General features: G+C 71.9%; 18 protein-coding genes. 8 read left to right on the forward strand and 10 right to left on the reverse strand.

Features of this window, described 5'->3' with window-relative positions:
* The 3 genes from dacB to tilS all read left to right on the forward strand — a co-directional run.
* The coding region (dacB, locus tag E1193_RS12070) for a D-alanyl-D-alanine carboxypeptidase/D-alanyl-D-alanine-endopeptidase (RefSeq protein ID WP_132183208.1) at positions 1-1,329 on the forward strand (1,329 nt) is incomplete at its 5' end.
* 180 nt (positions 1,330-1,509) lie between these two features.
* Positions 1,510-2,577: a zinc-dependent metalloprotease gene (locus tag E1193_RS12075; protein ID WP_132183210.1), complete on the forward strand. Its 1,068-nt coding sequence runs from the start codon at positions 1,510-1,512 to the stop codon at positions 2,575-2,577.
* A gap of 10 nt (positions 2,578-2,587) precedes the next feature.
* On the forward strand, positions 2,588-3,574 hold the full coding sequence (gene tilS, locus E1193_RS12080) for a tRNA lysidine(34) synthetase TilS (RefSeq protein ID WP_132183212.1): 987 nt from the start codon (positions 2,588-2,590) through the stop codon (positions 3,572-3,574).
* 200 nt (positions 3,575-3,774) lie between these two features.
* Here the strand turns inward: tilS and E1193_RS12085 are convergent, their stop codons facing one another.
* Positions 3,775-4,740 (reverse strand): helix-turn-helix domain-containing protein, encoded by a 966-nt coding sequence (locus E1193_RS12085; protein WP_132183214.1) that lies wholly within the window; start codon positions 4,738-4,740, stop codon positions 3,775-3,777.
* 42 nt (positions 4,741-4,782) lie between these two features.
* On the opposite strand from E1193_RS12085, the gene E1193_RS12090 reads away from it, so the two are divergent.
* From E1193_RS12090 to folE, 4 genes are all read left to right on the forward strand, one after another.
* Entirely contained in the window at positions 4,783-5,028 is a 246-nt protein-coding gene (locus tag E1193_RS12090) for a hypothetical protein (protein WP_165945718.1), read from the forward strand.
* 99 nt (positions 5,029-5,127) lie between these two features.
* Positions 5,128-5,703 (forward strand): hypoxanthine phosphoribosyltransferase, encoded by a 576-nt coding sequence (gene hpt, locus E1193_RS12095; RefSeq protein ID WP_132183218.1) that lies wholly within the window; start codon positions 5,128-5,130, stop codon positions 5,701-5,703.
* A gap of 424 nt (positions 5,704-6,127) precedes the next feature.
* The gene (gene ftsH / locus E1193_RS12100; protein ID WP_132183220.1) at positions 6,128-8,134 is read left to right on the forward strand and encodes an ATP-dependent zinc metalloprotease FtsH; all 2,007 of its coding nucleotides are present in this window, start codon (positions 6,128-6,130) and stop codon (positions 8,132-8,134) included.
* 35 nt (positions 8,135-8,169) lie between these two features.
* Complete coding sequence (gene folE, locus E1193_RS12105) at positions 8,170-8,835, forward strand: GTP cyclohydrolase I FolE (protein ID WP_132183222.1); 666 nt, start codon at positions 8,170-8,172, stop codon at positions 8,833-8,835.
* Positions 8,836-8,925: 90 nt separating this feature from the next.
* Here the strand turns inward: folE and E1193_RS12110 are convergent, their stop codons facing one another.
* A complete protein-coding gene (locus E1193_RS12110) occupies positions 8,926-9,606 on the reverse strand; it encodes a hypothetical protein (protein ID WP_243707541.1) in 681 nt (226 codons plus the stop codon).
* A 62-nt stretch (positions 9,607-9,668) separates the two neighbouring features.
* Positions 9,669-12,227 carry an FtsK/SpoIIIE domain-containing protein gene (locus E1193_RS12115; protein WP_132183224.1) on the reverse strand — a complete coding sequence of 853 codons (2,559 nt, stop codon included), beginning with the start codon at positions 12,225-12,227 and terminating at the stop codon, positions 9,669-9,671.
* Between the two features lie 204 nt (positions 12,228-12,431).
* On the opposite strand from E1193_RS12115, the gene E1193_RS12120 reads away from it, so the two are divergent.
* Positions 12,432-12,998 (forward strand): hypothetical protein, encoded by a 567-nt coding sequence (locus E1193_RS12120; protein WP_132183257.1) that lies wholly within the window; start codon positions 12,432-12,434, stop codon positions 12,996-12,998.
* A gap of 5 nt (positions 12,999-13,003) precedes the next feature.
* Here the strand turns inward: E1193_RS12120 and E1193_RS12125 are convergent, their stop codons facing one another.
* From E1193_RS12125 to E1193_RS12155, 7 genes are read right to left on the reverse strand one after another with little or no spacing between them, the layout of a single operon-like run.
* Positions 13,004-13,606 carry a hypothetical protein gene (locus E1193_RS12125; protein ID WP_132183226.1) on the reverse strand — a complete coding sequence of 201 codons (603 nt, stop codon included), beginning with the start codon at positions 13,604-13,606 and terminating at the stop codon, positions 13,004-13,006.
* Positions 13,603-14,799, reverse strand: coding sequence for a M23 family metallopeptidase (locus tag E1193_RS12130; RefSeq protein ID WP_132183228.1), 1,197 nt, complete (start codon positions 14,797-14,799; stop codon positions 13,603-13,605). The genes E1193_RS12125 and E1193_RS12130 overlap by 4 nt, the downstream gene beginning before the upstream one ends.
* Positions 14,796-15,353 (reverse strand): hypothetical protein, encoded by a 558-nt coding sequence (locus tag E1193_RS12135; protein ID WP_132183230.1) that lies wholly within the window; start codon positions 15,351-15,353, stop codon positions 14,796-14,798. The genes E1193_RS12130 and E1193_RS12135 overlap by 4 nt, the downstream gene beginning before the upstream one ends.
* Complete coding sequence (locus tag E1193_RS12140; protein WP_132183231.1) at positions 15,350-17,284, reverse strand: MFS transporter; 1,935 nt, start codon at positions 17,282-17,284, stop codon at positions 15,350-15,352. The genes E1193_RS12135 and E1193_RS12140 overlap by 4 nt, the downstream gene beginning before the upstream one ends.
* Position 17,285: 1 nt before the next feature.
* The gene (locus E1193_RS12145; RefSeq protein WP_132183233.1) at positions 17,286-20,846 is read right to left on the reverse strand and encodes an ATP-binding protein; all 3,561 of its coding nucleotides are present in this window, start codon (positions 20,844-20,846) and stop codon (positions 17,286-17,288) included.
* Between the two features lie 49 nt (positions 20,847-20,895).
* Complete coding sequence (locus E1193_RS12150; protein ID WP_088976442.1) at positions 20,896-21,258, reverse strand: hypothetical protein; 363 nt, start codon at positions 21,256-21,258, stop codon at positions 20,896-20,898.
* A gap of 13 nt (positions 21,259-21,271) precedes the next feature.
* The gene (locus tag E1193_RS12155; RefSeq protein ID WP_132183259.1) at positions 21,272-21,586 is read right to left on the reverse strand and encodes a hypothetical protein; all 315 of its coding nucleotides are present in this window, start codon (positions 21,584-21,586) and stop codon (positions 21,272-21,274) included.
* Positions 21,587-21,673: the final 87 nt, after the last annotated feature.

The following is a 21,673-nucleotide window of genomic DNA, read 5'->3' on the forward strand; positions in this document are numbered from 1 at the left end:
GCTCCCGCCCCGACGGCCCCCCGGACGCCCGAGCCGGACCCGTCGCCGGTGCTCGCCGGCCCGGACGCCAACGCCCCGCAGCCCACCCCCGACGGGGTACGCGCCGCGATCGACCCGCTGCTCGGGCAGGCCGCGCTCGGCAGCCGGGTGAACGTGTCGGTGGTCGACGTGACCACCGGGCAGCCCCTCTACGCCAGGGGCGGCGACGACGGCACCGTGCCCGCCTCGGTGACCAAGCTCGTCACCGGGGTGACCGTGCTGGCGGCCCGTGGTCCCGGCTACCGCATCCCCACCCGGGCGGTCGCCGGGGCGACCCCCGGCGAGGTGGTCCTGGTCGGCGGCGGCGACCCCACCCTGGCGGTCGACGGCGACGGCTTCTATCCCGGCGCGGCCCGCCTCGACACCCTGGCCAAGCAGGTGAAGCAGGCGCTCGGCGGGACCGCTCCGGCCAGGGTGACGGTGGACTCCACGCTCTTCCCCGGGCCGGTGCACGGCCCCGGCTGGGACGCCGACATCCCGACCGGCGGGTACGGCGCGTCGATCACCGCGCTGATGACCGACGGTGCGCGACGTGACCCGGCGACCGCCCGGCGGACCTTCGACGACACGAACGGTGCGGCGGCGCGCTTCGCCCAGCCGGACCTCGCCGCCGGGCGCGCGTTCGCCCGGCTGCTCGGGCTCGGCGACGGCGCCCGGGTGGAGAAGGGGAAGGCCCCGGCGGAGGCCGGCGGGTCCACCGGTGCCGCACCAGCGCCCGGCACCGAGCTGGGAAAGATTGAGTCGCTGCCGATGATCCGGCTGGTCGACATCATGATCAGCGACAGCGACAACGTGGTCGCCGAGGCGCTGGCCCGGCAGGTGGCGCTGGCCCGCGACCAGCCGGCCTCGTTCGCCGGCGGGGCGGCGTCGATGGACGCGGTGGTCGCCGAGCTGGGGCTACCGGCCGACGAGATCAGCCTCGCCGACGCCAGCGGCCTGTCCCGGACGAACCGGATCAGCCCCTCCCTGCTGACCGACCTGATCGCTCTCGCCGGCAACGGCCAGCGCCCCGAGCTCGCCGCGATCTTCGGGGGCCTGCCCGTCGCCGCCTGGTCCGGCACCCTCGGCGGCCGGTACCGGGTGGCGGCGACGAAGGCCGGAGCGGGTGCGGTGCGGGCCAAGACCGGCACCCTGACCGGCGTGCACTCCATCGCCGGGCTGGTCACCACCGCCGAGGGCCGGCTGATCAGCTTCGCCGTGCTCACCGACCGGGCGGTCGGCGACACGGACAGCACCCGGCAGGCACTCGACCGCATAACCGGCGCCCTGGCGAACTGCGGCTGCCGCTGACCCGCCGGTGTCGGGCACGGCCCGGACGCGGGCCACCGGGGTGCCGCGCCAGGCGGTCGGCCGAGGTTGGGTGTCGCGGGGCACCACCGACCTGAGTACGCATGTGGTTCGCGCCCGGCGGAGGGTGGCGCCAGGTCGCGCGCCCCGCCTGGGGTGTTCCGGCGCGGGTACGGTGGGTGCATGGCGCAGTTCGTGGACTGGGATCTGGCCGCCGCGACCGCGGGGGCGCTGGGCAAGTCGGGCCCGCGCGTGTCGTACGCGGAGGCCGCCGAGGCGGTCGGCGACCTGCGGCGGCTCACCGACGAGGCGGCGGGGCACGTCGCCGACTACACGAAACTGCGCTCGCAGGTGTCCCATCCGCCGGTGCGCGTGGTGGACCGGCGCGACTGGGCGGCGACCAACATCGCCGGACTGCGGGAGGTGATCACCCCGCTGGTCAGCCGGCTCTCCGGTGACAAGCAACCCGGCCCGCTCACCGAGGCGGTCGGTTCCCGGGTGACCGGGGTGCAGGCCGGCACGGTGCTGGCGTACCTCTCCGGCCGGGTCCTCGGCCAGTACGAGGTCTTCGCCGCCGACCCCGGGCAGCTGCTGCTGGTCGCGCCCAACATCGTCGAAATCGAGCGGAAGCTGGGGGCTGACCCGCGTGACTTCCGGCTCTGGGTCTGCCTGCACGAGGTCACCCACCGCACCCAGTTCACCGCCGTGCCGTGGATGCGGGCGTACTTCCTGGGCGAGGTGCAGGCGTTCGTGGACGCCTCGCAGGGCAGCGAGCACCTGCTGGAACGGCTGCGCCGGGGCGTGAGCACGCTCGCCGACACCGTGAAGGATCCAGAGAGCCGCACCAGCGTCCTCGACATCGTGCAGACCCCGGCGCAGCGGGCCGTGCTGGACCGGCTCACCGCCCTGATGACCCTGCTGGAGGGGCACGCCGAGTTCGTCATGGACGGCGTCGGCCCGCAGGTCATCCCCAGTGTCGAGCAGATCCGCGCGGCGTTCAACCGCCGCCGGGAGGCCGGCAACCCGCTGGAGAAGGCGATCCGCCGGCTCCTCGGCGTGGACGTCAAGATGCGCCAGTACGCCGAGGGCCGCAAGTTCGTGCACGGGGTCGTCGACCGGGTCGGTATGGCTGGCTTCAACAAGATCTTCGGCTCCCCGCTGACCCTGCCCCGCCTCGACGAGCTGGGTGACCCGGACGCCTGGGTGGCCCGGGTGCACGGGCCGGCCGGCGCCACCCCGGCCGCCGGCTGAGCGTACGGCCGTGGCCGCCCTCGCTCCGCCGGTCGCCGCGGTCCGGGCCGCGGTCCGCCGCGCGCTGACCGGGCTGCCGGGCGACGGGCCGGTCCTGGTTGCCTGCTCGGGCGGGGCCGACTCGCTCGCCCTCGCCGCCGCCGTCGCCTTCGTCGCGCCCCGGGCGGGCCGCCCCGCCGGGCTGGTCACCGTCGACCACGGGTTGCAGGCCGGGTCGGCCGGGCGCGCCGCCGCCGTGGCCCGCTGGGCGGTCGGGGCCGGGCTCGACCCGGTGGAGGCGGTCGCGGTGACCGTGGCCGGGCGGCCCGGCGGTCCCGAGGCGGCCGCACGCGACGCCCGTTACGAGGCGCTGACCGCCGCTGCCCGACGGCACCGGGCCGCCGCGCTGCTGCTCGGGCACACCCGCGACGACCAGGCAGAGACGGTGCTGCTCGCGCTGGCCCGGGGCGCCGGGCCGCGCGGTCTGGCCGGGATGCCGCCCCGCCGCGACCTGGACGGGGTGCCGCTGCTGCGCCCGCTGCTCGACGTCACCCGGGGGCAGACCCGTACGGCGTGCGCCGCGCTCGGCCTGACGCCTTGGGAGGACCCGCACAACGCCGACCCGTCGTACGCCCGGGCCCGGGTCCGCGCGGACGTGCTGCCGGTGCTGGTCGGCGCGCTCGGCGAGGGGGTGCTGGACAACCTGGCCCGCACCGCCCGGTTGGTCGCCGCGGACACCGCCGCCCTGGACGAGCTGGCCGCCGCCGCGCTCACCGAGGCGCGGGCCGGGGCAAGTGCGCTCTCGGCGGGCGCGCTGGCAGCGCTCCCCGTGGCGGTGCGTACCCGGGTGCTGCACGCCTGGGCGCGGGAACTGGGCGCGCCGCCCGCCGCGCTCTCCCACCGGCACGTCGCCGCGCTGGACGCACTGGTCACCGACTGGCACGGGCAGGGCGCGACGTCGCTGCCTGGAGGGTTGCGTGTCGCCCGCCGGGACGGCCGCCTGCGACCCGTCGACTGAACCCGGCCCGTCCACGCGGCCCGTCTCCCGCCGCTCCCCGCCTCCCGCTCACCGGCCGGCTTCGGCATCCACGCGGCCCGACTCCCGCCGCTCCGGTGCGTACTCGGCTGCTGTCGGACGACCCGCGACCGGGTCATCCATCGGCCGCCCGCGTCCTCGATGGTGGTGGGGATCTGCTGCGGTGGGCGGGGCGTAGATCATCAGACGGCGGGTTCGAGGCGGTCGCGGAAGGTGGCGCGGTATGCCTGGGGTGTGGTGCCGACGCGGCGGGCGAAGTGGTGTCGCAGGGCGGCGGCATCGCCGAAGCCGGCCCGGTCGGCGACCTCCTCCACCGGCAGTCGGGTCTCCTCCAGCAGCCGCCGGGCCAGCAGCACCCGCTGGCTGGTGAGCCAGTCGTGCGGCGTGGTCCCGGTCTCGGCCCGAAACCGGCGGGCGAACGTGCGCGGTGCCATGCCGGCCCGCTCGGCCAGCTCGTTTACCGTGGTGGGCCAGTCGAGGTGCCCGATCAGCCAGCGCAGCACCGGCTCCAGAGTGGGCGCCTCGGGAGTGGCCGGGATCGGCGCCTCGACATATTGGGCCTGCCCGCCGTCGCGGTGCGGCGGGACGACCATCCGCCGGGCCAGCCGGGTGGCGGTGGCCGATCCGTGCTCTTGGCGTACGAGGTGCAGGCAGGCGTCGATGCCGGCGGCCGTGCCGGCGCTGGTGAGCACCGGCCCGTCGGCGACGTAGAGCGAGTTGCACCGGACCCGGGCAAGCGGATGGCGGGCCTGCAACTCGTCGACGTACCGCCAGTGGGTGGTGCACTCCCGACCGTCGAGCAGCCCGGCGGCCCCGAGGACGAACGCACCCGAGCACACGCTGAGCAGGTACGCCCCGCGCTGGGCGGCCCGGCGCAGCGCGTCCAGCACGTGCGGCGGGATCTCGCCGCCATGGGCGTGGGCGGGGACGGCGACCAGGTCGGCGTCGTCGACCGGGGCGAGGTCGGCGTGCGGGGTGAGGCCGAAGCCCGAGGAGGTGCGGACGGGGCCACCGTCGGCGGTGCAGACGGAGAACCGGTAGCCGGGAAAACCGTCGGCGGTGCGATCGGTGCCGAAGACCTCGGCGAGCACGCCGAGCTCGAAGGGGGCGACCCGGTCGAGGGCGACGACGGCGACCGAACGGAGCATGTGACGAGGGTAACCCGACCCATGGCAGAAAATCGAGGCGCAGTGGCATTCCTGCCGCTGTTGGGCCCTCGGGGCCTGGCGGAGACTGGTGTCAGTCCGGTGCGCACCGGCGGCGAATTCATCAGCAACAACACGAAAGTGAGCGCCGCCATGGAGTTCCTACTGCTGATGCTCTTCCTCGTCGGCCTGGGCGCAGCCTCGGCCGCCGGGCTCACCGCCGACAGTCGCGACTCGGCCGACTGGAAGTCGACCGACCAGGGGCGTCGCTGGAGCTCTCGTGCCAGTTGATGGGGTTGGTCCTTCTTGTCGGCGATGTCCCGGCGAGAACGCTCCGAAAGGGGCGGCCCCGCCGACGGGGGGCGGTCGGCGTACGGCAGGCTAGGAGTCATGGCTGACGGCTCCTGGTACGACGCCGACATCGATCACGTGATCATCTCCGAGGCCCAGATCCGCGAGAAGACCGCGGAACTGGCCAAGCAGGTCTCGGCGGACTACGCCGGCGTCGAGGACGGACTCCTGCTCGTCTGCGTGCTCAAGGGCGCGGTCATGTTCATGGCCGACTTCGCCCGCGCGCTGGGCCGGCACGGCCCGCCGGCCGAGCTGGAGTTCATGGCCGTCTCCTCGTACGGCCAGGGCACCACCACCTCCGGCGTGGTCCGCATCCTCAAGGACCTGGACCGGGACATCGCCGGCCGGCACGTGGTCGTGGTCGAGGACATCGTCGACTCCGGCCTCACGCTCTCCTGGTTGCTGCGCTACCTGGAGTCCCGTTCGGCGGCCAGCGTCGAGGTGGTCGCCCTGTTCCGCAAGCCGGAGGCGGTGAAGGTCACCGTCCCGGTGAAGTACGTCGGCTTCGACATCCCGACCGAGTTCGTGGTCGGCTACGGCCTCGACTTCGGCGAGCGGTACCGTGAGCTGCCCTACGTCGGCGTGCTCAAGCCCGAGGTCTACGCCCGGGCCTGAAGCCCGGTGGCCGGCTGTGCGACGCCGGGTCGGCCCGGCCCGGGTCGGAGCGCCCCGGATCAGCGTCCGTCCGGCGGACGTTCAGCGGGCTCTCAGTGAATCCGACTACGGTAGGTGGCGGTGATGTGGGGGCGACTCCGCGTCCGGCCCCTCGACCCGCGTGACCGGGCGGGCGGCGGGCCGGTCCGCAGCTTCCCGTCACGCCGGCTGAAACTTCGGTTCGCCCTCCGCGTAAGTGCCGGGCTCACAAGCTCGCATCTGGCACGAACGGTGTACCGTCGAATGACCGCGGCGCGGCAGTTCGCGCGGCGCGGGGTCGAGGCCGGCCCGCACGGCGGCTCGACGCCGCCGACGGCGGCGACACCATTCAGACGGTCAGGATGTCGATCAGGAGGATGCGGGCGCCCTGGCGCCCGACAACAGTATGGAACGTACGCGTTTCTTCCGCCGACCGGTGGTCTGGATCATCCTGGTCATCCTCGGCGCCGTTGTGCTCAGTCAGCTGTTCACCGCTGGTCCCAGCTACCACCGGGTGGACACTTCCGTTGCGCTCGACCAGCTTCACACCGCCAAGATCAACAAGGTTGTCTTCCAGGACAAGGAGCAGACGCTTCGGCTCGACCTGGCCCAGAAGACCAAGTTCGGCGACACCACCACCGACCGGATCGAGGCCCAGTTCCCGTACGAGGTCGGCGACGAGATCTGGAACGAGGTCCTCGAGGCCAAGGCGGCCAACCGGGTCACCGGCCCGGCCGACGTCGAGGTGTCATCGGACAGCATCTGGGTGAGTCTGCTGGTCAACCTGCTTCCGATCGCCCTGCTGGTGCTTCTGCTGATCTTCTTCATGTCGCAGATGCAGGGCGGCGGCTCCCGGGTGCTCAACTTCGGCAAGTCCAAGGCCAAGATGATCACCAAGGACACGCCGAAGACGACCTTCGCCGACGTGGCCGGGGCCGAGGAGGCCGTCGAGGAGCTGCACGAGATCAAGGACTTCCTGCAGAACCCGGCGAAATACCAGGCCCTGGGTGCCAAGATCCCGAAGGGTGTGCTGCTGTTCGGCCCGCCCGGCACCGGTAAGACGCTGCTGGCCCGCGCGGTCGCCGGCGAGGCCGGGGTGCCGTTCTACTCGATCTCCGGCTCCGACTTCGTCGAGATGTTCGTCGGTGTCGGCGCCAGTCGGGTCCGCGACCTCTTCGAGCAGGCCAAGGCGAACGCCCCGGCGATCGTCTTCGTCGACGAGATCGACGCGGTCGGCCGGCACCGCGGGGCCGGCATGGGCGGCGGTCACGACGAACGTGAGCAGACACTCAACCAGCTGCTCGTCGAGATGGACGGCTTCGACACCAAGGGCGGCGTCATCCTGATCGCCGCCACCAACCGGCCGGACATCCTCGACCCGGCGCTGCTGCGCCCCGGCCGCTTCGACCGGCAGATCCCCGTGGACGCCCCCGACATGGAGGGCCGCAAGGCGATCCTGCGGGTGCACGCCAAGGGCAAGCCGTTCGCGCCCGACGTCGACCTCGACTCGGTGGCCCGGCGTACCCCGGGCTTTAGCGGCGCCGACCTGGCCAACGTGATCAACGAGGCCGCGCTGCTCACCGCCCGCAAGGAACAGCGGGCGATCACCAACGACTCGCTGGAGGAGTCGATCGACCGGGTGATCGCCGGCCCGCAGCGCCGGACCCGGGTGATGAGCGACCAGGAGAAGAAGATCACCGCGTACCACGAGGGTGGGCACGCGCTGGTCGCCTGGGCGTTGCCGCACGCCGCGCCGGTACACAAGGTGACGATCCTGTCCCGGGGCCGTTCGCTCGGCCACACCCTGGTCCTGCCCACCGAGGACAAGTACACCCAGACCCGCGCCGAGATGATCGACACCCTGGCGTACGCGCTGGGCGGCCGCGCCGCTGAGGAACTCGTCTTCCACGAGCCGACCACCGGTGCCGGCAACGACATCGAGAAGGCCACCCAGCTTGCCCGCGCGATGATCACGCAGTACGGCATGAGCTCCAAGCTTGGCGCCATCAAGTACGGCACGAGCGGCGACGAGCCGTTCCTCGGCCGCAACATGGGCCACGAGCGGGACTACTCCGACGTGGTGGCCGCCGAAATCGACGGCGAGATGCGCGCCCTGATCGAGCTGGCCCACGACGAGGCATGGGAGATCCTGGTGGAGTACCGGGACGTCCTCGACGACATGGTCCTGGAGCTGATGGAGAAGGAAACTCTCTCCACCGCCGACATGGCCCGGATCTGCGCCCGGGTGGTCAAGCGTCCGCCGATGGCCCCCTACAACGGCTTCGGCAAGCGTCAGCCCTCCACAGAGCCGCCGGTCCTCACCCCCGGTGAGAAGGAGAAGCTCAAGGCGCAGGCCCAGGCCGACGGCGCAACCGTCGGCGGCGCCTCGAACAACTCGGACGGTTCGCACTGAGCACTCACGCCGCGGCCAGCCCCGACCCTTCGGGGCTGGCCGCCTCGTCCACCGAACCCGACGGTGACGAGGCGCTCGACTACGTCGCCGCCCGACTGATCAGCGGCAGGCTCACCGGCCGCCCCATCGAGGACGCCATGGACCTCGGTCGGATCGAGAAGGCGGTCCGGGAGATCCTCATCGCCGTCGGCGAGGACCCCGACCGTGACGGGCTCCGGCAGACCCCGGCCCGGGTCGCTCGGGCGTACGCCGAACTCTTCGCCGGCCTGCGGGTCGACCCGGCCCAGGTGCTCAGCACCACCTTCGAGGCCAACCACGAGGAGCTTGTGCTCGTCCGGGACATCGACGTGATGAGCCTCTGCGAGCACCACCTGCTGCCATTCCGCGGCAGCGCCCACATCGGCTACATCCCCGGCCCGGACGGCCGGATCACCGGCCTGTCCAAGCTGGCCCGGCTGGTCGAGGTCTTCGCCCGCCGCCCGCAGGTGCAGGAGCGGCTCACCTCGCAGATCGCCGACCTGCTGATGAACAAGCTGGCACCGCGCGGCGTCGTCGTGGTGCTCGACTGCGAACACATGTGCATGGCGATGCGCGGCATCCAGAAGAGCGGCGCGAAGACCATCACCTCGGCGGTGCGGGGCACCCTGCAGCACGACGCGAAGTCACGGGCCGAGGCGATGGCACTGATCATCCCTCGCTGACCCCGCCGCCGGCCGCCGCGTTCCGGCCCGGCCGCAGCGCGGCCGGTGCGGGGCGCCCGACCGACGCTGCTGCCGGCACGTTCCGGCGGATCAGCCCCGGAACATCGCCAGCATGATCCCGGCGGCGACCGTCACCGCCGGCACCAGGCAGGTCGACGCCCCCAGCCGTGGTGTGCGGTCCAGCCGCTCGCCTGTGCCGGCAGGGAAGACCCGCCCCACCGCGACCCATCCGGCGGCGAACGCGACCGCCGGCATCGGCAACCCGAGGGCCAGCGCCGCGATGCTCACCGCGCCCGTCCCCGCCACCACGAAGGCCGCCAGCTGCGCCAGCGGCACCAGCAGGGCCAGTGGGCCGTACACCAGCAGGTTGCGCAGCCGTGGCGGCCACGCCGACGGGCGGAGCGGCCCCCGCGTCGCCAGCGTCGCGTCCGCGGCGTCCGCCCAGCTCCGGGCCACCCGCAGCGCCGCCAGCACCGCCGCCGGGCCACCCACCATCGACCGGGCCGCCTCGGTCAGCTCCGGCGGCGTCGGGGTCAGCGAGATCGGTGGTACGCCCAACTCACGCAGCCGGGCCTGCTGCGGTGCCAACCGGGCGTGCACCCGGACCAACTCCTCCCGCGCCGCCTCCACCGCCCGGGCCTGCTCCACCGCGGCGGTTGCCGCGGCGCGGCGCACCCCGTCGAGCTGGCGGGCGGCGGCCAGGTACTCCGTCCACGGGTCAGCGACCGCTCCGACCGGCTCGTCACCGGTGCGTTGCCGGACCGCCGGCACCGGGGCCACCTCGTCGACGCCCACCCCACCCGCGTGCGGTCCCGTGGGCTCCGCTACGCCGCTCACGACCGCCCCTGCCCGTCGGTGGCGAAAGGCACCAGCACAACGCCCCGCTCACCCGGGCCGTCGAAGAGCACCGCCCGGCCAGAGCGGGGATGCCACTCGACCGGGCGGCCGAAGACCCCGCCCAGCATGGTTCCCGGCACGTCCACGACCACGACGGCCGCCAGCTTGTCCACGGCACCCTCCGGCTCCAGCAGCGCCGCGAACGGCGGCACCGTACGCCACCACCCCAACAGGTGCGTCCCCGCCGGTGGACCGTCCCGCAGCAGCGCGCGCAGCCGTTCGACCGGCAGGTCCGCCGAGCTGATCAGGTCCGCTCCGAACACCACCAGGTACGCCGACCCACCCTCGTCCATCGCGGCCGACAACCCCGGACCGTCCACCGTCTCCACCCGGTGCCGCTCCGACAGCTCGGCCGCCAAACCGGCCGCCAGCGAGGCGGAGCCGTCGGCCAGCGGCGCGAGAACGAACCGGGCGCTGCCCGGCTCGTGGTGCGCAGCCGTGCTCCGGACGGCGGTCATCAACATTCCGGCCGCCTCCGCCCCCGGACCAAGGACGGCCAGATTCCGCCCCGCCACCGGTCCCAGCGGCACGGCGACCGTGGTCCGGGCCACGTCCACCGCCCGGCCGAGCAGTGCCACCGGACCGCCGGCCCGCCCCGCCAGGGCAGCTCGCATCCGGGGATCGTTGCTCAGCAGCGGCCGGGCCCAACCGGCGAAGACCACCGGAGGGGCCGCGCCCGCCGGACGGGCCGTGAAGAGCCGGTGCCGCAGCCGCTCAACGGTCCCCGGGTCGTCGTGCGGATCCGGGTACCGCACCAGCCGTTCATGACCCCGGGTCGCGCCACGCGGCCCACCCAGGCCGCCTGCGGTGTTCACCACCGCGCTGCCCACCGCCAGCCCGGCAGCCGAGTCGTTGGTCGGCATCAGCACCGGGCCGCCGCCGGAGAGCGCCACCCGGACTGGAAACTGCCCCAGCACCGAGTCGCGAGGCGCGACGCCAGCCCCGATGCCCAGATCACCGGCCCCGGACAGGACCAGGTGGACACCGTACGCCCGCCCGGCGCGGGCCAGCACGCCCAACCGGGCCAACACCTCGGCGGCGACCGGATCCCGATCGGCCAGCAGTAACGGAAAATTGTCGATCACACAGACGACACGCGGCAGGGACTGGTGCTCGCGCAACTCGGCGAACCGCTGCCCGCCGGCCCGGACAGCCGCCTCCTCCCGCTGGTGGGCCTCCGCGGTCAACTGGTCGAAGAGCTCCCGGACGTACTCCGGGTCGGCGGCCATCGCCGCCGCCCGGACCTGCGGTATCCAGCTCCGGTCCCGCTCGGTCTGAAGGAACTCCACGAAGGACTCGTTGTCACCGAGGTCCACCAGGTACAGGACCAACTCGTCCGGGCCGTACCGGGCGGCGAGACCGAGCAACGCGGTGGTGAGGAATGCGGCGCGGCCCGCGTCGGAGCGGCCACTGACCAGCCAGTGGGGGGTGAGTTCGGTGAAACCGACAGTCACCGGGCGGCCACCGGCATCGCCGACGGTGGTGGACAGCCCCGCCGTGGAAGACGTTTGCCAGAGCGGCCCCGCCTCCGCCGGCAGCAGCTCGGTCAGACCCAACCGGGAGCCGGCCTCGATCTGCTCGGCCAACCGCCGGCAGACCGTCTCGATCAGCTCCGCCCCCGGGTCCTCGTCCACGAACACCGGAGAGTTCAGCCCGCCGCCGGACTCGGCGCCCGGCCCGCTGAACGGACTGTCCGGTGGATCGCCCAGCAGCGCGTACGCGGTGCGCATCGCCAGCCGGGTGGCCCGCGGCAGCGGTGGCCGGCCGGCCACCGGCCAGCCGGCGACCAGCAGGTGCAGCCCGGCCTGCCGGTCAGCCCCGGCCAGTGCCTCGACCCGGGCCAGGTCGTCGGTGGTGGTGTGCTCCGGGAACCCGGCGACGATGAGCAGCATCGTTCGGTCGTGCCGGCGGGGACGGCCGGTGCCGGGGGAGACCCACTGCTCGGCCTCACCGAGCACCGCGCGCAGGCCGGCAACGTCCACCGCGGGCGGCGACAGCAGCCCGGCGTCGGCGAGGGCCGCGAAGGGCGTGAACGTGTCGCCCCCGCCCACCCCGTCCACCGCCCGGACCAGCAGACAGCCGGGCGGCGTCGCCGCCAGCAACCGCAGCAGCACGGCCCGGAGCAGTCCCGCCGCCCGGGACTCCCGAGCGTTGACGTCGAGCGTGAGGTGACCGGTGCCGAGCAGCGGCACCAGGGCCGGGAAGCGGGCGTCGTCCAACGGGGCGGCCGTGCCAACCCGGACGAAGGGCGGATTCTCCTCGCCGGCCGGAGTATCCGGCGAAAGCGACTCCAGCCCGGCGCCGGCCCAGCCCGGGGCCAGTCGTGCCGCAGCGGTCCGCAGCCGCTCCGCCAACTTGTACTGTCGGAGCTGGTCGGCCGGGGCGGGGCGGGTTTCGTCGAGCACGTGGGCCGCAGCGGCGGCCGTGGCGGCTGCCCGCCGGTGCAGGGCCGCGGCACGGTTCGTGCGACCCTTCGGACCGGCCACCGTGTCCACCCCTCTTTCCGAGGCTGGAAACCTCCCCGAAAGCAGACCGTATCCCAGGCGGGGTCGTACACCGGGGAAGCTGCGCGGCGCTGCGCCGGGCTTGTCGCAAAGGTGCGGAGCTCTCTCACGTCCCGGGGTCGTCCTGTCACCATCCGCAGGATCTGGGGCATTGGGTACGAGGCAGTCAGCCGATAGCCTCAGGGGGTGGAATCAGTGCAGCCCCCCGCCGGTTCCCAGGTCTCCCGCGTACCGGCGCAGCGGACCCCTCCGGAGCAGCTGGCACCCCCTGCCACCGCCCCGGCGCCGCAGCCCCCGAAGCGGTGGCGGGCACGCACCGTCCTCAGCGTGGTTGCGGGGGTATTGGCGCTGCTCTGCGTCAGCGGAGCGGCGGTCGGCTACGTGCTGTACGACCGCGCAACGGCACCCGACCGGAGCGCGCCGGACGTGGTGGTGGACAACTACCTGCGCGAGTTCCTCGTCAACCGAAACGACGTCCGAGCCGATCAGTTGGTGTGTGAAGGTTCCACTGATTTAGGTGCCATGGAAGCCTTACGTTTCGAGGTAGAACAGCGAGAAGCGAACTTCGATGTGGTTGTACGTGTCACTTGGGGACCATTGGGCAGGTCGGTGACGGCCGATGGGGAGATCGTGAGCACCACCTTGACGATTGCAGGCTCGTCAGATGGACAACCACGTAGCAGCCGTCGTGAAGACTGGATGTTCGACGTGGTCGAACGTGACGGCCAATGGAAGGTCTGCGGAGCCCGAGAAATTCTCTGAAGCCACTACTCAATCCACAGCAGGTGCACCGGCACCTCCAGTGTGGTCGGCGGCTGGCCGCGCCAAGCCCAGCGGTACCACTCCAGCTCCGGCGTGACCCGGACGGAGATATCACCGTCGGCGCCGGAGTAGGTTTCCGTCACCGCGCGCAGGTCCCGATGCTCGACCCCGCTTTCCACGTGCACCACCCGGCGACCACTGACGGAGTCGGCCTCGAACACGGGCGTGGGTGACCGATGGGTGGGCCCGTCGAGAGAGACCAGCCGGGTGCTGGACTCCGGGTGGAACGTCTGCAGCGAAGGGCGGCTGCCGACCGTCTCCACCCACACGCGTTCGACGGGCACCAGCGGGGCGAAGACCTCGACCTGGTCCGACTCGGCGCGGTACCACTCGTGTTCCGGGATGACCGGGACGTAGGTTCGGCTTCCCTGTACCACCCGCTCGTCGGCCCGGAGGTCGCCGCGCCAGCCCAGACCGGGCAGCCCGACCAGCACCCGCCGACCGCGCAGCTCCACCCGGCCGGTTGCGGGCACGATCTCGACAGGACGGGGTGGCAGGGGCGCCCAGTCCGGCTGCCCGGCGAAGGGATCCGGCAGCGGACCGTTCATCGTCGGGCAATCCTCGCCGACGAGCTGCCCAGGGCCGCCCCCTTCTGCCGCATGAAGGGCACCGGATCGATGGCACCCAGCGAGGACCGGTCACCGTCCCGGTGCACCTCGAAGTGCAGGTGGGGCCCGGAGGAGTTTCCACTGCTGCCCACTCGCCCGATGAGTTCGCCGGCCTTTACCTCCTGGCCGGGAACCACCAGTGGTTTCGCCACCATGTGGCAGTAGCGGGTGATGTAGCGGCCGGCGTGCAGGATGTCGACGAACCACCCGCACCCACCCTTTCCTGGCGATCCGTCAACGTCGCAGTCTCGGCGGCCGTTGCGGTCGGGATCGCAGCGGGCCACCAGCACCCGCCCGGTGGCGGCGGCGTGAATGGGTGTGCCCCTGCGGGCGGCAATGTCCACACCGTTGTGCCGCGGCCGGCTCGCGGTGCGGAAGCCGGATCCCACTCCACCCGGGATCGGCGCCGTCCAGCCCGACGCGGCGACCGTCTCGGCCGACGCCTGGTCGCAGATCGACCTGTTCCCGATCTGGACGGTGCGGGCCGCACCACCGGCGAGGACGTTGACTATCCGGCTCGCGATTTCCTCGTGTTTGGCGTAGGCGTCCGGGTAGGCGCTGATCTGTACCTTCTGCGCCGCCCGGGTCAGCGACAGTTGCTGCCAGTTGTCGACCTTCACCAACTTTTCGTAGAACTTGCGGGCCGCGTACTCGGGCGTCATTCGTTGTGCGACGCTGCCCCAGCCGGCCCGCTGCTGAAACAGGCCGACCGAGTCGTGGTCACGACCCACGCCCTCGTTGGGTATGTCACGGGAACCCACCACCGTGCTGTTGGCGAGGTTGCGCAGACCGGACTCCTGCATGGCGGTTGCGATTGCAATCACCCAGCCGCGAGGCGAAACCTTCATTTCCTGACCGACCTTGATGATGATCGCGGCGTTGCGGAGCTGGCTGTCGCCATACTGCGGCATGCGGGGCATGTCCCCGGTCATGTTGACCTTGTGGTCCTGCTGGCAGGTAATCTCGTTCGAGACGAGTGTCTCCGGTTCTCCGCCGAGATTCGTGAGGAAGAAGGCAGCGCTGCCGCCGCCGCAGCAGAGCAGGGTGAAGGTCGCGGTCAGCGCGGTGACCAGTGCGCCGATGCGGAGTCGGGGACGGGGCGGCTGTTCCACCCCCGATGGTTCGGTGTTCATGTCCGCTCCCAGTCCACCGCGTCTACCAACCAGCGCCCGTTCGGCGCGACCAGTTCAAGCCGGAGCCGGCCGCTCACCAGCGGCACGAAAACCTCCGCGAAAGCTTCCGTCCGGGGACGAAGCGTTACCGGCCCAATGACCTTCTCCGGCGGCACGCTGGCGGGATCAGCGCCATTCAGCTTGTCAATCAGCTCCGGTGTCGACAACGGGCGCAGGCTGGCTTGCCACTTCTCCGCAGTGCTGGCGGGGCCGCCGAGCCACGCTGTGGTGAACCTGCTCGCAATCTGCTCCGGAGTCAACTCGCCGGGCAAGGTTTTCGGCGACTGCGCCACAGGGCTAGCGATAACCCCGTCGTCGCCTTCCTCTGGGTTGACCGTAGTGATGGGCTGGCTAGGGAGACTGCTCAGTCCACTCGTGGGATCAGCGGGACCGGCGACCATTCGGGCGGACCCAATCACCGCGAACACCAGCACGGCGATCGTGATCGCGACGCCCAACCGGGACCGGAGGACTCGGGTGAACAGGGATTCGAGCGCCCGCCGCATCGCTGTCACCGGGCCTCGGTGCGCACCCTAGGCGCCGGCTTGGGCGCCGGCGCCCGCTCTGCGGAGCCAGGCCGGTAGACCACGAAGGAGGGCGACTCCTCCGGCACGTCCGGCTCGGTCCAGATGGCCGGCTGGCGGCGGGGACGGGGAGCCGGTGTCTTTCCAAGCGCACCTTGCTCCTTTTGGTCTGTCTCGTCGGCGCGCTCCCGACCGTCCGGGCGCTCCCGGAGCTCGCTGCTCGTTGACGAGTGGGACGGGTCCTCACCTCGGGCCTCGGGGCGCAGGGTGGCGGGTTCGAGGGCCAGGCCGCGCCGACGGGCGAGAGCAGGCTCGGCCGTGCCACCCGGCTCGGACACGTCGAGCCGAGCGGCGACCCGCATGTCCCGGAAGAAGCGGCGGTGCCACGAGCCGGCGGAGCTGACCGCCTCGCTGCTGTCTTTGCCGCCAAGCTGTGTGATCCGCCGGTACGGGCGCAGCAGCAGCCAGCCCACCACGCCACAGAGCCAGACGAGCACCACCTGGAGCCAACCCGGCAGGGTCGGCGTGCTCATGATCAGGTCGACGGCGAAGAGGTAGATCGCCGCGCCGGTCCCGAATATGGCGATGTTGAAAACGGCGGCGACAACGGCGTTGCCGAGTCGACGCAGGCCGGCACTGGCCGGTCGCAGCAGGCCGATGGTGCCGAGGATCGGTGCGGCGATGACAGCCCACCGGAAGATCAGGAAGCCGAGCAGCACCAGCAAGGACGCGGTCAGGTCGAACATCGCGAAGAGGAGGGCGGCCAGTACTGCGATGAAGCCGGAACCGATCCGATCCATATCCCGGGTTCCCTTAAGGTATTCGTAAGCCTCCTCGTCCTCTCTGCTGATCTGCTCGGCGACGCGTGCCCATTGCTGCTGCTTGGCTTTGATCGTCGCCGGGCGGGTCTCCGGGTTTTGCCGGAGTTTTTGTGTTTCCTCCCAGGACAGTGACTTGGCATCGTAGAGCGCCGGCCCGTACTTCTTAGCGGTTTCACTGTCCGCCGATCCGAGTACACCCCGCAACCAGTTTCGATAGAGCATCGACTCGGCAGCTGTATCGCTGGCACGGACCGCAGGGGGGCGATTGTCCTCGCACGCTTCCGGATTAGGGTCATCACACTGATCGGCAGGGGTGTCGCGGGCGGCGGGTCCGACAGCCTCATGGACTACCCCCAGTGAGGTGATGAGGGTTCCGTCGGCGATGTTCGCGGACTTGACCGGCCATGCGGCCAACGCCGTCACCGCTACCATCACCAGTAGGGCCCAACCAGCGGTGGTCATCGCGTTGCTCATGTCCGACTGGCGGGAGCGCCAAAGCAGGTACAGGCCGACGACGCAGAGCGTGACGATCCCGAAGACGCTGAACACCTTTTGATAGACGGCCTTGGTGGCCTTCTCCACCAGCGGATCGGCCCAGTTCCACATCGCGCGCGGGTCCCACGCCCGCTCGCGTAGGGCGTTGGAGGCGCCCACGATCGCGGTAGCAACCATGAACTCTCCATTGGCCACTGTGGTTGTGAACTTGTAGTCCGGATGCAGAATGGTAGAGGCGCAGCCCTCGTCGAGGTCGTAGGTGTTGAAGCTGTAGCCGGCATAGCCGTAGTCGCTGTACAGGCCCTTTGGTCCAGGAAATTTGGATGACTCGGGCCGGGAGGCGAACCAGCCGGCCAGCCCTGAGTCGGGTGCCGAGGGGACCGGTGCGTTACGGCATTTCACCTGGTCCTCGCTGACCTCTTGGAGTTTGAGTACGCAGGTGCGGAAGTCGGCCTGCCACTCCTTCGTGCTGCACAGCTCCGCCCTTGCCTGGGCCGGGGCGGCGACCGCCGGTGTCGCACCGAGCACCGGCCAGGCGATCGTGGCACCGGCGAGTACGCCGAGTGCGAGGAGGAGCGCCGTGATCTGTGCCCGGGCCCTCGCCATGTCACGCCTCCAGATCAGCCAGGACGGTCGGCAGTTGCCCGGCCGCCTGGGCGACCGTGGCGGGAGTGGTGTCCAGGTGTTCCAGCAGCCCATCCACGTACGACACGTCGACGCGGATCTTCTGCACGCGCCCGTCTACGTCGCGCATGACGAACTCGCGGAAGCCGAGCCGGGCTGCCGAGGCGGCGTCGACGGCGGAGAGGGAGGCGAGGGTCGCCTCGTACCCGTCGTCGACGGGCACCCGGAGCAGCCGCAGCGCCTCGGAGGCGATCTCGGTGTCTTCGGCGATCCGGCCGACGAAGACGGTGGAGACGAGGTTCTGCACGTCGAGGCCGAGAATGTCCTTCGGGTTCTGTGACGCGACCAGAGCGGCGAGGTTCCACTTACGGGAGTCACGGGCCAGGCGGACCAGGAATGACCGCCCGGAGCGCCAGCCTTCCATGAAATGCGCCTCGTCCAGGCCGACCAGCTTGCGTGACGACATCGAGCCGCCGTAGCAGCGGCGGACGGCGAGCCGGTGCGCGGTGTGCAGCATCGGCAGCGCGAGCGCCTCCTCGGCCGACCAGTACTCGCGTTCGATCTTGAGGTCGGGTAGCCGTAGGCCGGCCATGGTGATCACGGTGAGCGCGGCGTCGGCGCCGAGCAGACCTTCCGGCGGGCGGCCGAAGAAGAGCATCGCCAGCGGCATCTCGGCGGTGTCCAGCAGCAGGTTGGCCAGCTCTCGCCCGGCGTCGTCGTCCGTTCCCTGCAGGCAGGCGACGACGTCGTCCAGGGTGGAGGTCTCCTCCGCAGGCACCTGGCGTACTGCGTGCCGGAACAGCGTGGCGGTGGACGCCTCGCGGGCCACCTGCGGTGGCACCAGCATCATGCAGATGTCCTGCACCAGCATCCGGCGCTCGGCACGGGCGTTGGAGATCGCGATCTCGAACTCCCGGTCGCCCGCCGCCCCACTGCCGAACTCGCTGCGCAGCGGCGTCGGAATCAGCGAGTACGGCGCCAGTGTCCCGGGTTCGGAACCGGTCAGGTTCAGCACCCGCGAGTACGGCCGTAGCTCCGGCATGGCGCAGAGCCGGGCCAGCGGACCGGACGGGTCGAGCAGGGTCACCTGCACCCCCCGGCGGACCGCCAGGTAGCCGAGCGCGCCGAGCAGGGTCGACTTGCCGCCGCCCGGTTCGGCGACGAACACCGCGAGGCCGGAGCGTTCCCGCACCTCCATCGGGAAGTGCAGGTCGAGGAAGACCGGCCGGCGGCAGGTGCCGGCGGTCCGACCGATCAGGTCACCGCGGCGGTCGCCCACGGTGGACGCGGCCTGTGGCAGCGCCGCAGCGAGCAGGTTGACCGGCATTCGGCGGACGTACCCGGTGTTGGCGATCGGCTCGCCGGGGATGAACTCGCGGGCCAGCCAGTCCTGGTTCTTCGGGTGCTGGAGCGAGACGCGCAGCTCCCGGGAGTAGAGCTGGATGAGCCGACGAGCGCGTTCCAGGCACTCCTCCCTGGACCGCCCGCCGACCGCGATCCGGTGCCAGCCGTGGGCACGGGCGGAGTCCACCGGCAGGCCGGTGGTCATCTCGTCGCCGATGACCAGGGCGCGCTTGGCGAGCCGTTCCAGCTCCGGCGGCGCGTCGATGCCGTGCTCGGCGTAGTCGAGCTGCTGGGAGCGGATCATCCGCAGCCGGTGTTCGAGGTTACGGAACGAGTCGTTGGGGCCGAGGATGTCCACCCGGGTGGAGATCTCCATCGGCCACGGCAGCCGTTCGTGGAAGTGCAGCCAGGGCTCGTGCCGCTCGGGGATTTCCAGCGGCTCCATCCGGCCGACGGCGAGCACGGCGACGTGCCGCTCCTCGCCGGTCATCCGGTTGACCAGCTTCAGCGTCGAGCCGTAGGGGGTGCGGTAGCGCTCGACCTGTTCGGTGAGGGCCAGCAGGTCGCCCCGTTCCCACCGGCCGTTGGTGATCGGGGAGAGCGTCCCGGGTGGCGCCATGCAGAGCGCGACGGAGCGGTAGAGCAGCCATTCGAGCTCCTGTGCGGTGACCCGACGCCCGCGCATCCCGAACGCGCCGAGGACCTCGTCGAACTGCTCGACGGTGCGGCCCAGCTTGCGGCGTTCGCCGTCGGCGGTGCCCCGGCCGAGAACCCGCAGCAGCCGCTCGGTGAGCGAGTCGCCGAGCGACCGGCGGGCGAAGGTGACGCCCAGGTAGGTCTGCCCTTCGGCGTGGTTGACCGACATCAGGTGTCGTTGGGCGGCCACCAGGTGGTCGGCCCAGCCGGCGGTGCCCGGGACGTCGGGTAGCGGCGAGGTGGTGTGGGCGTCGATGGTGCGGGCCCACTCGTCGGCCGGGAAGGGCCGGGTGGTGCGGCGCAGGTGCAGGCGGAAACCGGCCAGGCCGGCGTACTGCTCGGAGATGGCAGAGAGCAGCGCCTCCCGTTCGGCGTCGGGGCGGAACGCCCAGCGCACCTCGGGCAGCCAGTACCAGGCGGTGACGGTGTTGGGGGTGAAGGTCAGATGCCCGGCGATCTCGGTGATCGCCAGGTCGATCGACGGATCCCGGTCCCCGAATCTGATCTTCGGTGGGCGTACCCGGACGGGTTTGGCCGGGGTGTCGCGTCGGCTCGCGGCGCGCTGGCGCGGCGGCGCCAGCTCCCGGGAGGTCCGCTCCGCCGGTGCCTGCGGGATCGCCTCGGTCAGCTCGCGCCGGCCGATCCCGGTCTCGGGGTGGCCGATCTCGGTGGCGGCCGGGGCGGCAGGCTCCGCCGAGTCCCGGATCGACTCAGCCTCCTCCGGCCACATCGGTGCCGCGGGCGTGGGGGGCGTCGGCGCGAGGGGCGCGGGCCGGACCGGGCCGGCGGGCTGGCGCGCCGCCCGGTCGGCAGCCTGGCGGCGGGCCCGTTCGGTGGCCTGGCGGCGGGCCCGTTCGGTGGCCTCGCGGCGGACCCGCTCGGCGGCCTCGCGAGCGGTGAGCGGTTCGCCGACGGGTTCGTTGGGCGCGCGCCGTGGTGACCGCTGCGGCGGAGTATCCACCGGACGGTCGGCCGGCGTCCCGACCTCGGTCGTCGGACGGACCGCCGGAAGCCGGTCGCCCGGCTGGTGCGGGACGCGGGTACGGCCCGGCTGACCGGCCGGGGATGCCGTCTCGATCGCGGGTGCCGGCGGCGCCGCCCCGATGGTGGGCGCGGGTGGTGCGACCGGCTGGTGCGGGATCGGCGGGTGTTCCCGGCCGGTGGGGCGGTGCGGCGGTGGCGCGGGGAGAGCGGCCGGTCGGGGTGCCGGTCGGGTCGCCGGGCCGGCGCCGCCGAAGAGGTCGAGGAAGGGCGAGTCGATGTCCGTGCCGTCTCCGGCCAGCATCGGGGTCGCCGGTTCGACCGGCGAAGTGTTCCGGCCGCCGGCCGGACGGGGTGCCTGGAAGACGCCGACGCCGCCGTTTCGGGCGCCGGTGGCCAGGGCGGGGTCGTACGCCTCCTCGTCCGGCAGCTCCTGCTGGGGGTAGTCGAGCGACCGCGCACGGTTACCGTGCGGGGTGTCGTGGCGTCCGGCCGGGAAACCCGGCGTGGAAGAGCGACTCATGCGACCGCCTCACCCGCGTGGTTCGACTGCCCGATAGGCGTGCTCCCGGTCATGCCAGCTCCTCCCGGATCCTGATCCGGCTGCCGACCAGGCGGGGGTCGCGTTGCTCGGCGGCCGGCTCCCGGGTGCGTCGCCAGTCGGTCAGCGCCGTGCGGATGACCATCCGCGCCGGCCGGTCCGGGTCGACGTACCGGAAGATGAACGAGGTGGTCACGATGGCGAGGGCGATCTCCCAGGCGGGGAAGAGCTCGACCTGCAGCGTGAACAGCCAGTGGATGAACATGTAGAGGGGCACGAGCAGCATGAACAGGCCGTACTGGGCGTACGGCAGATGGACGGGAAGGGTGTAGCCGGGCGGTCCGAGGTAAACCAGCCGGGCCCGGTAGATGTCGTCGTCGGTGCGCAGTCGCATGTGTGCCCTGCGCCTATTCGAAGATCAGGTCGATCAGGTAGTCGCCCACGAAGAAGAGTGTGGCCGCGCCGGCGATGAACGCCAGGCCGACGATCGCGATGGCGGAGCTCGTCAGCACCTTGGAGATCTCGCCCCGGCTGGCTCGACCGATGAAGATGACGCCGAGCACCGCGAGCAGGATCGGCGCGATCTTGCTGGCGAAGAAGGTGACGACGCCGTTGGTGTCGATGCCCTTGGGGGCGGGCTCGGCCAGTGGGGCCGACGCCAGGGTGTGCAGCACCTGCGCGACGCCGGACGACGCCGTCTCCATGAGGTCGAAGGCGATCACTGGAACCTCCCCATAACGCGGCCGGCGGAGCCGCGGCGGTGCGGTAGGCAAGCCTGGCGGGAACTGCTCACTGCGCACGGCGCTGGT

It is taken from the genome of Micromonospora sp. KC606, assembly GCF_004348675.1.
In the GTDB taxonomy this organism is placed as follows: Bacteria; Actinomycetota; Actinomycetes; order Mycobacteriales; family Micromonosporaceae; genus Micromonospora.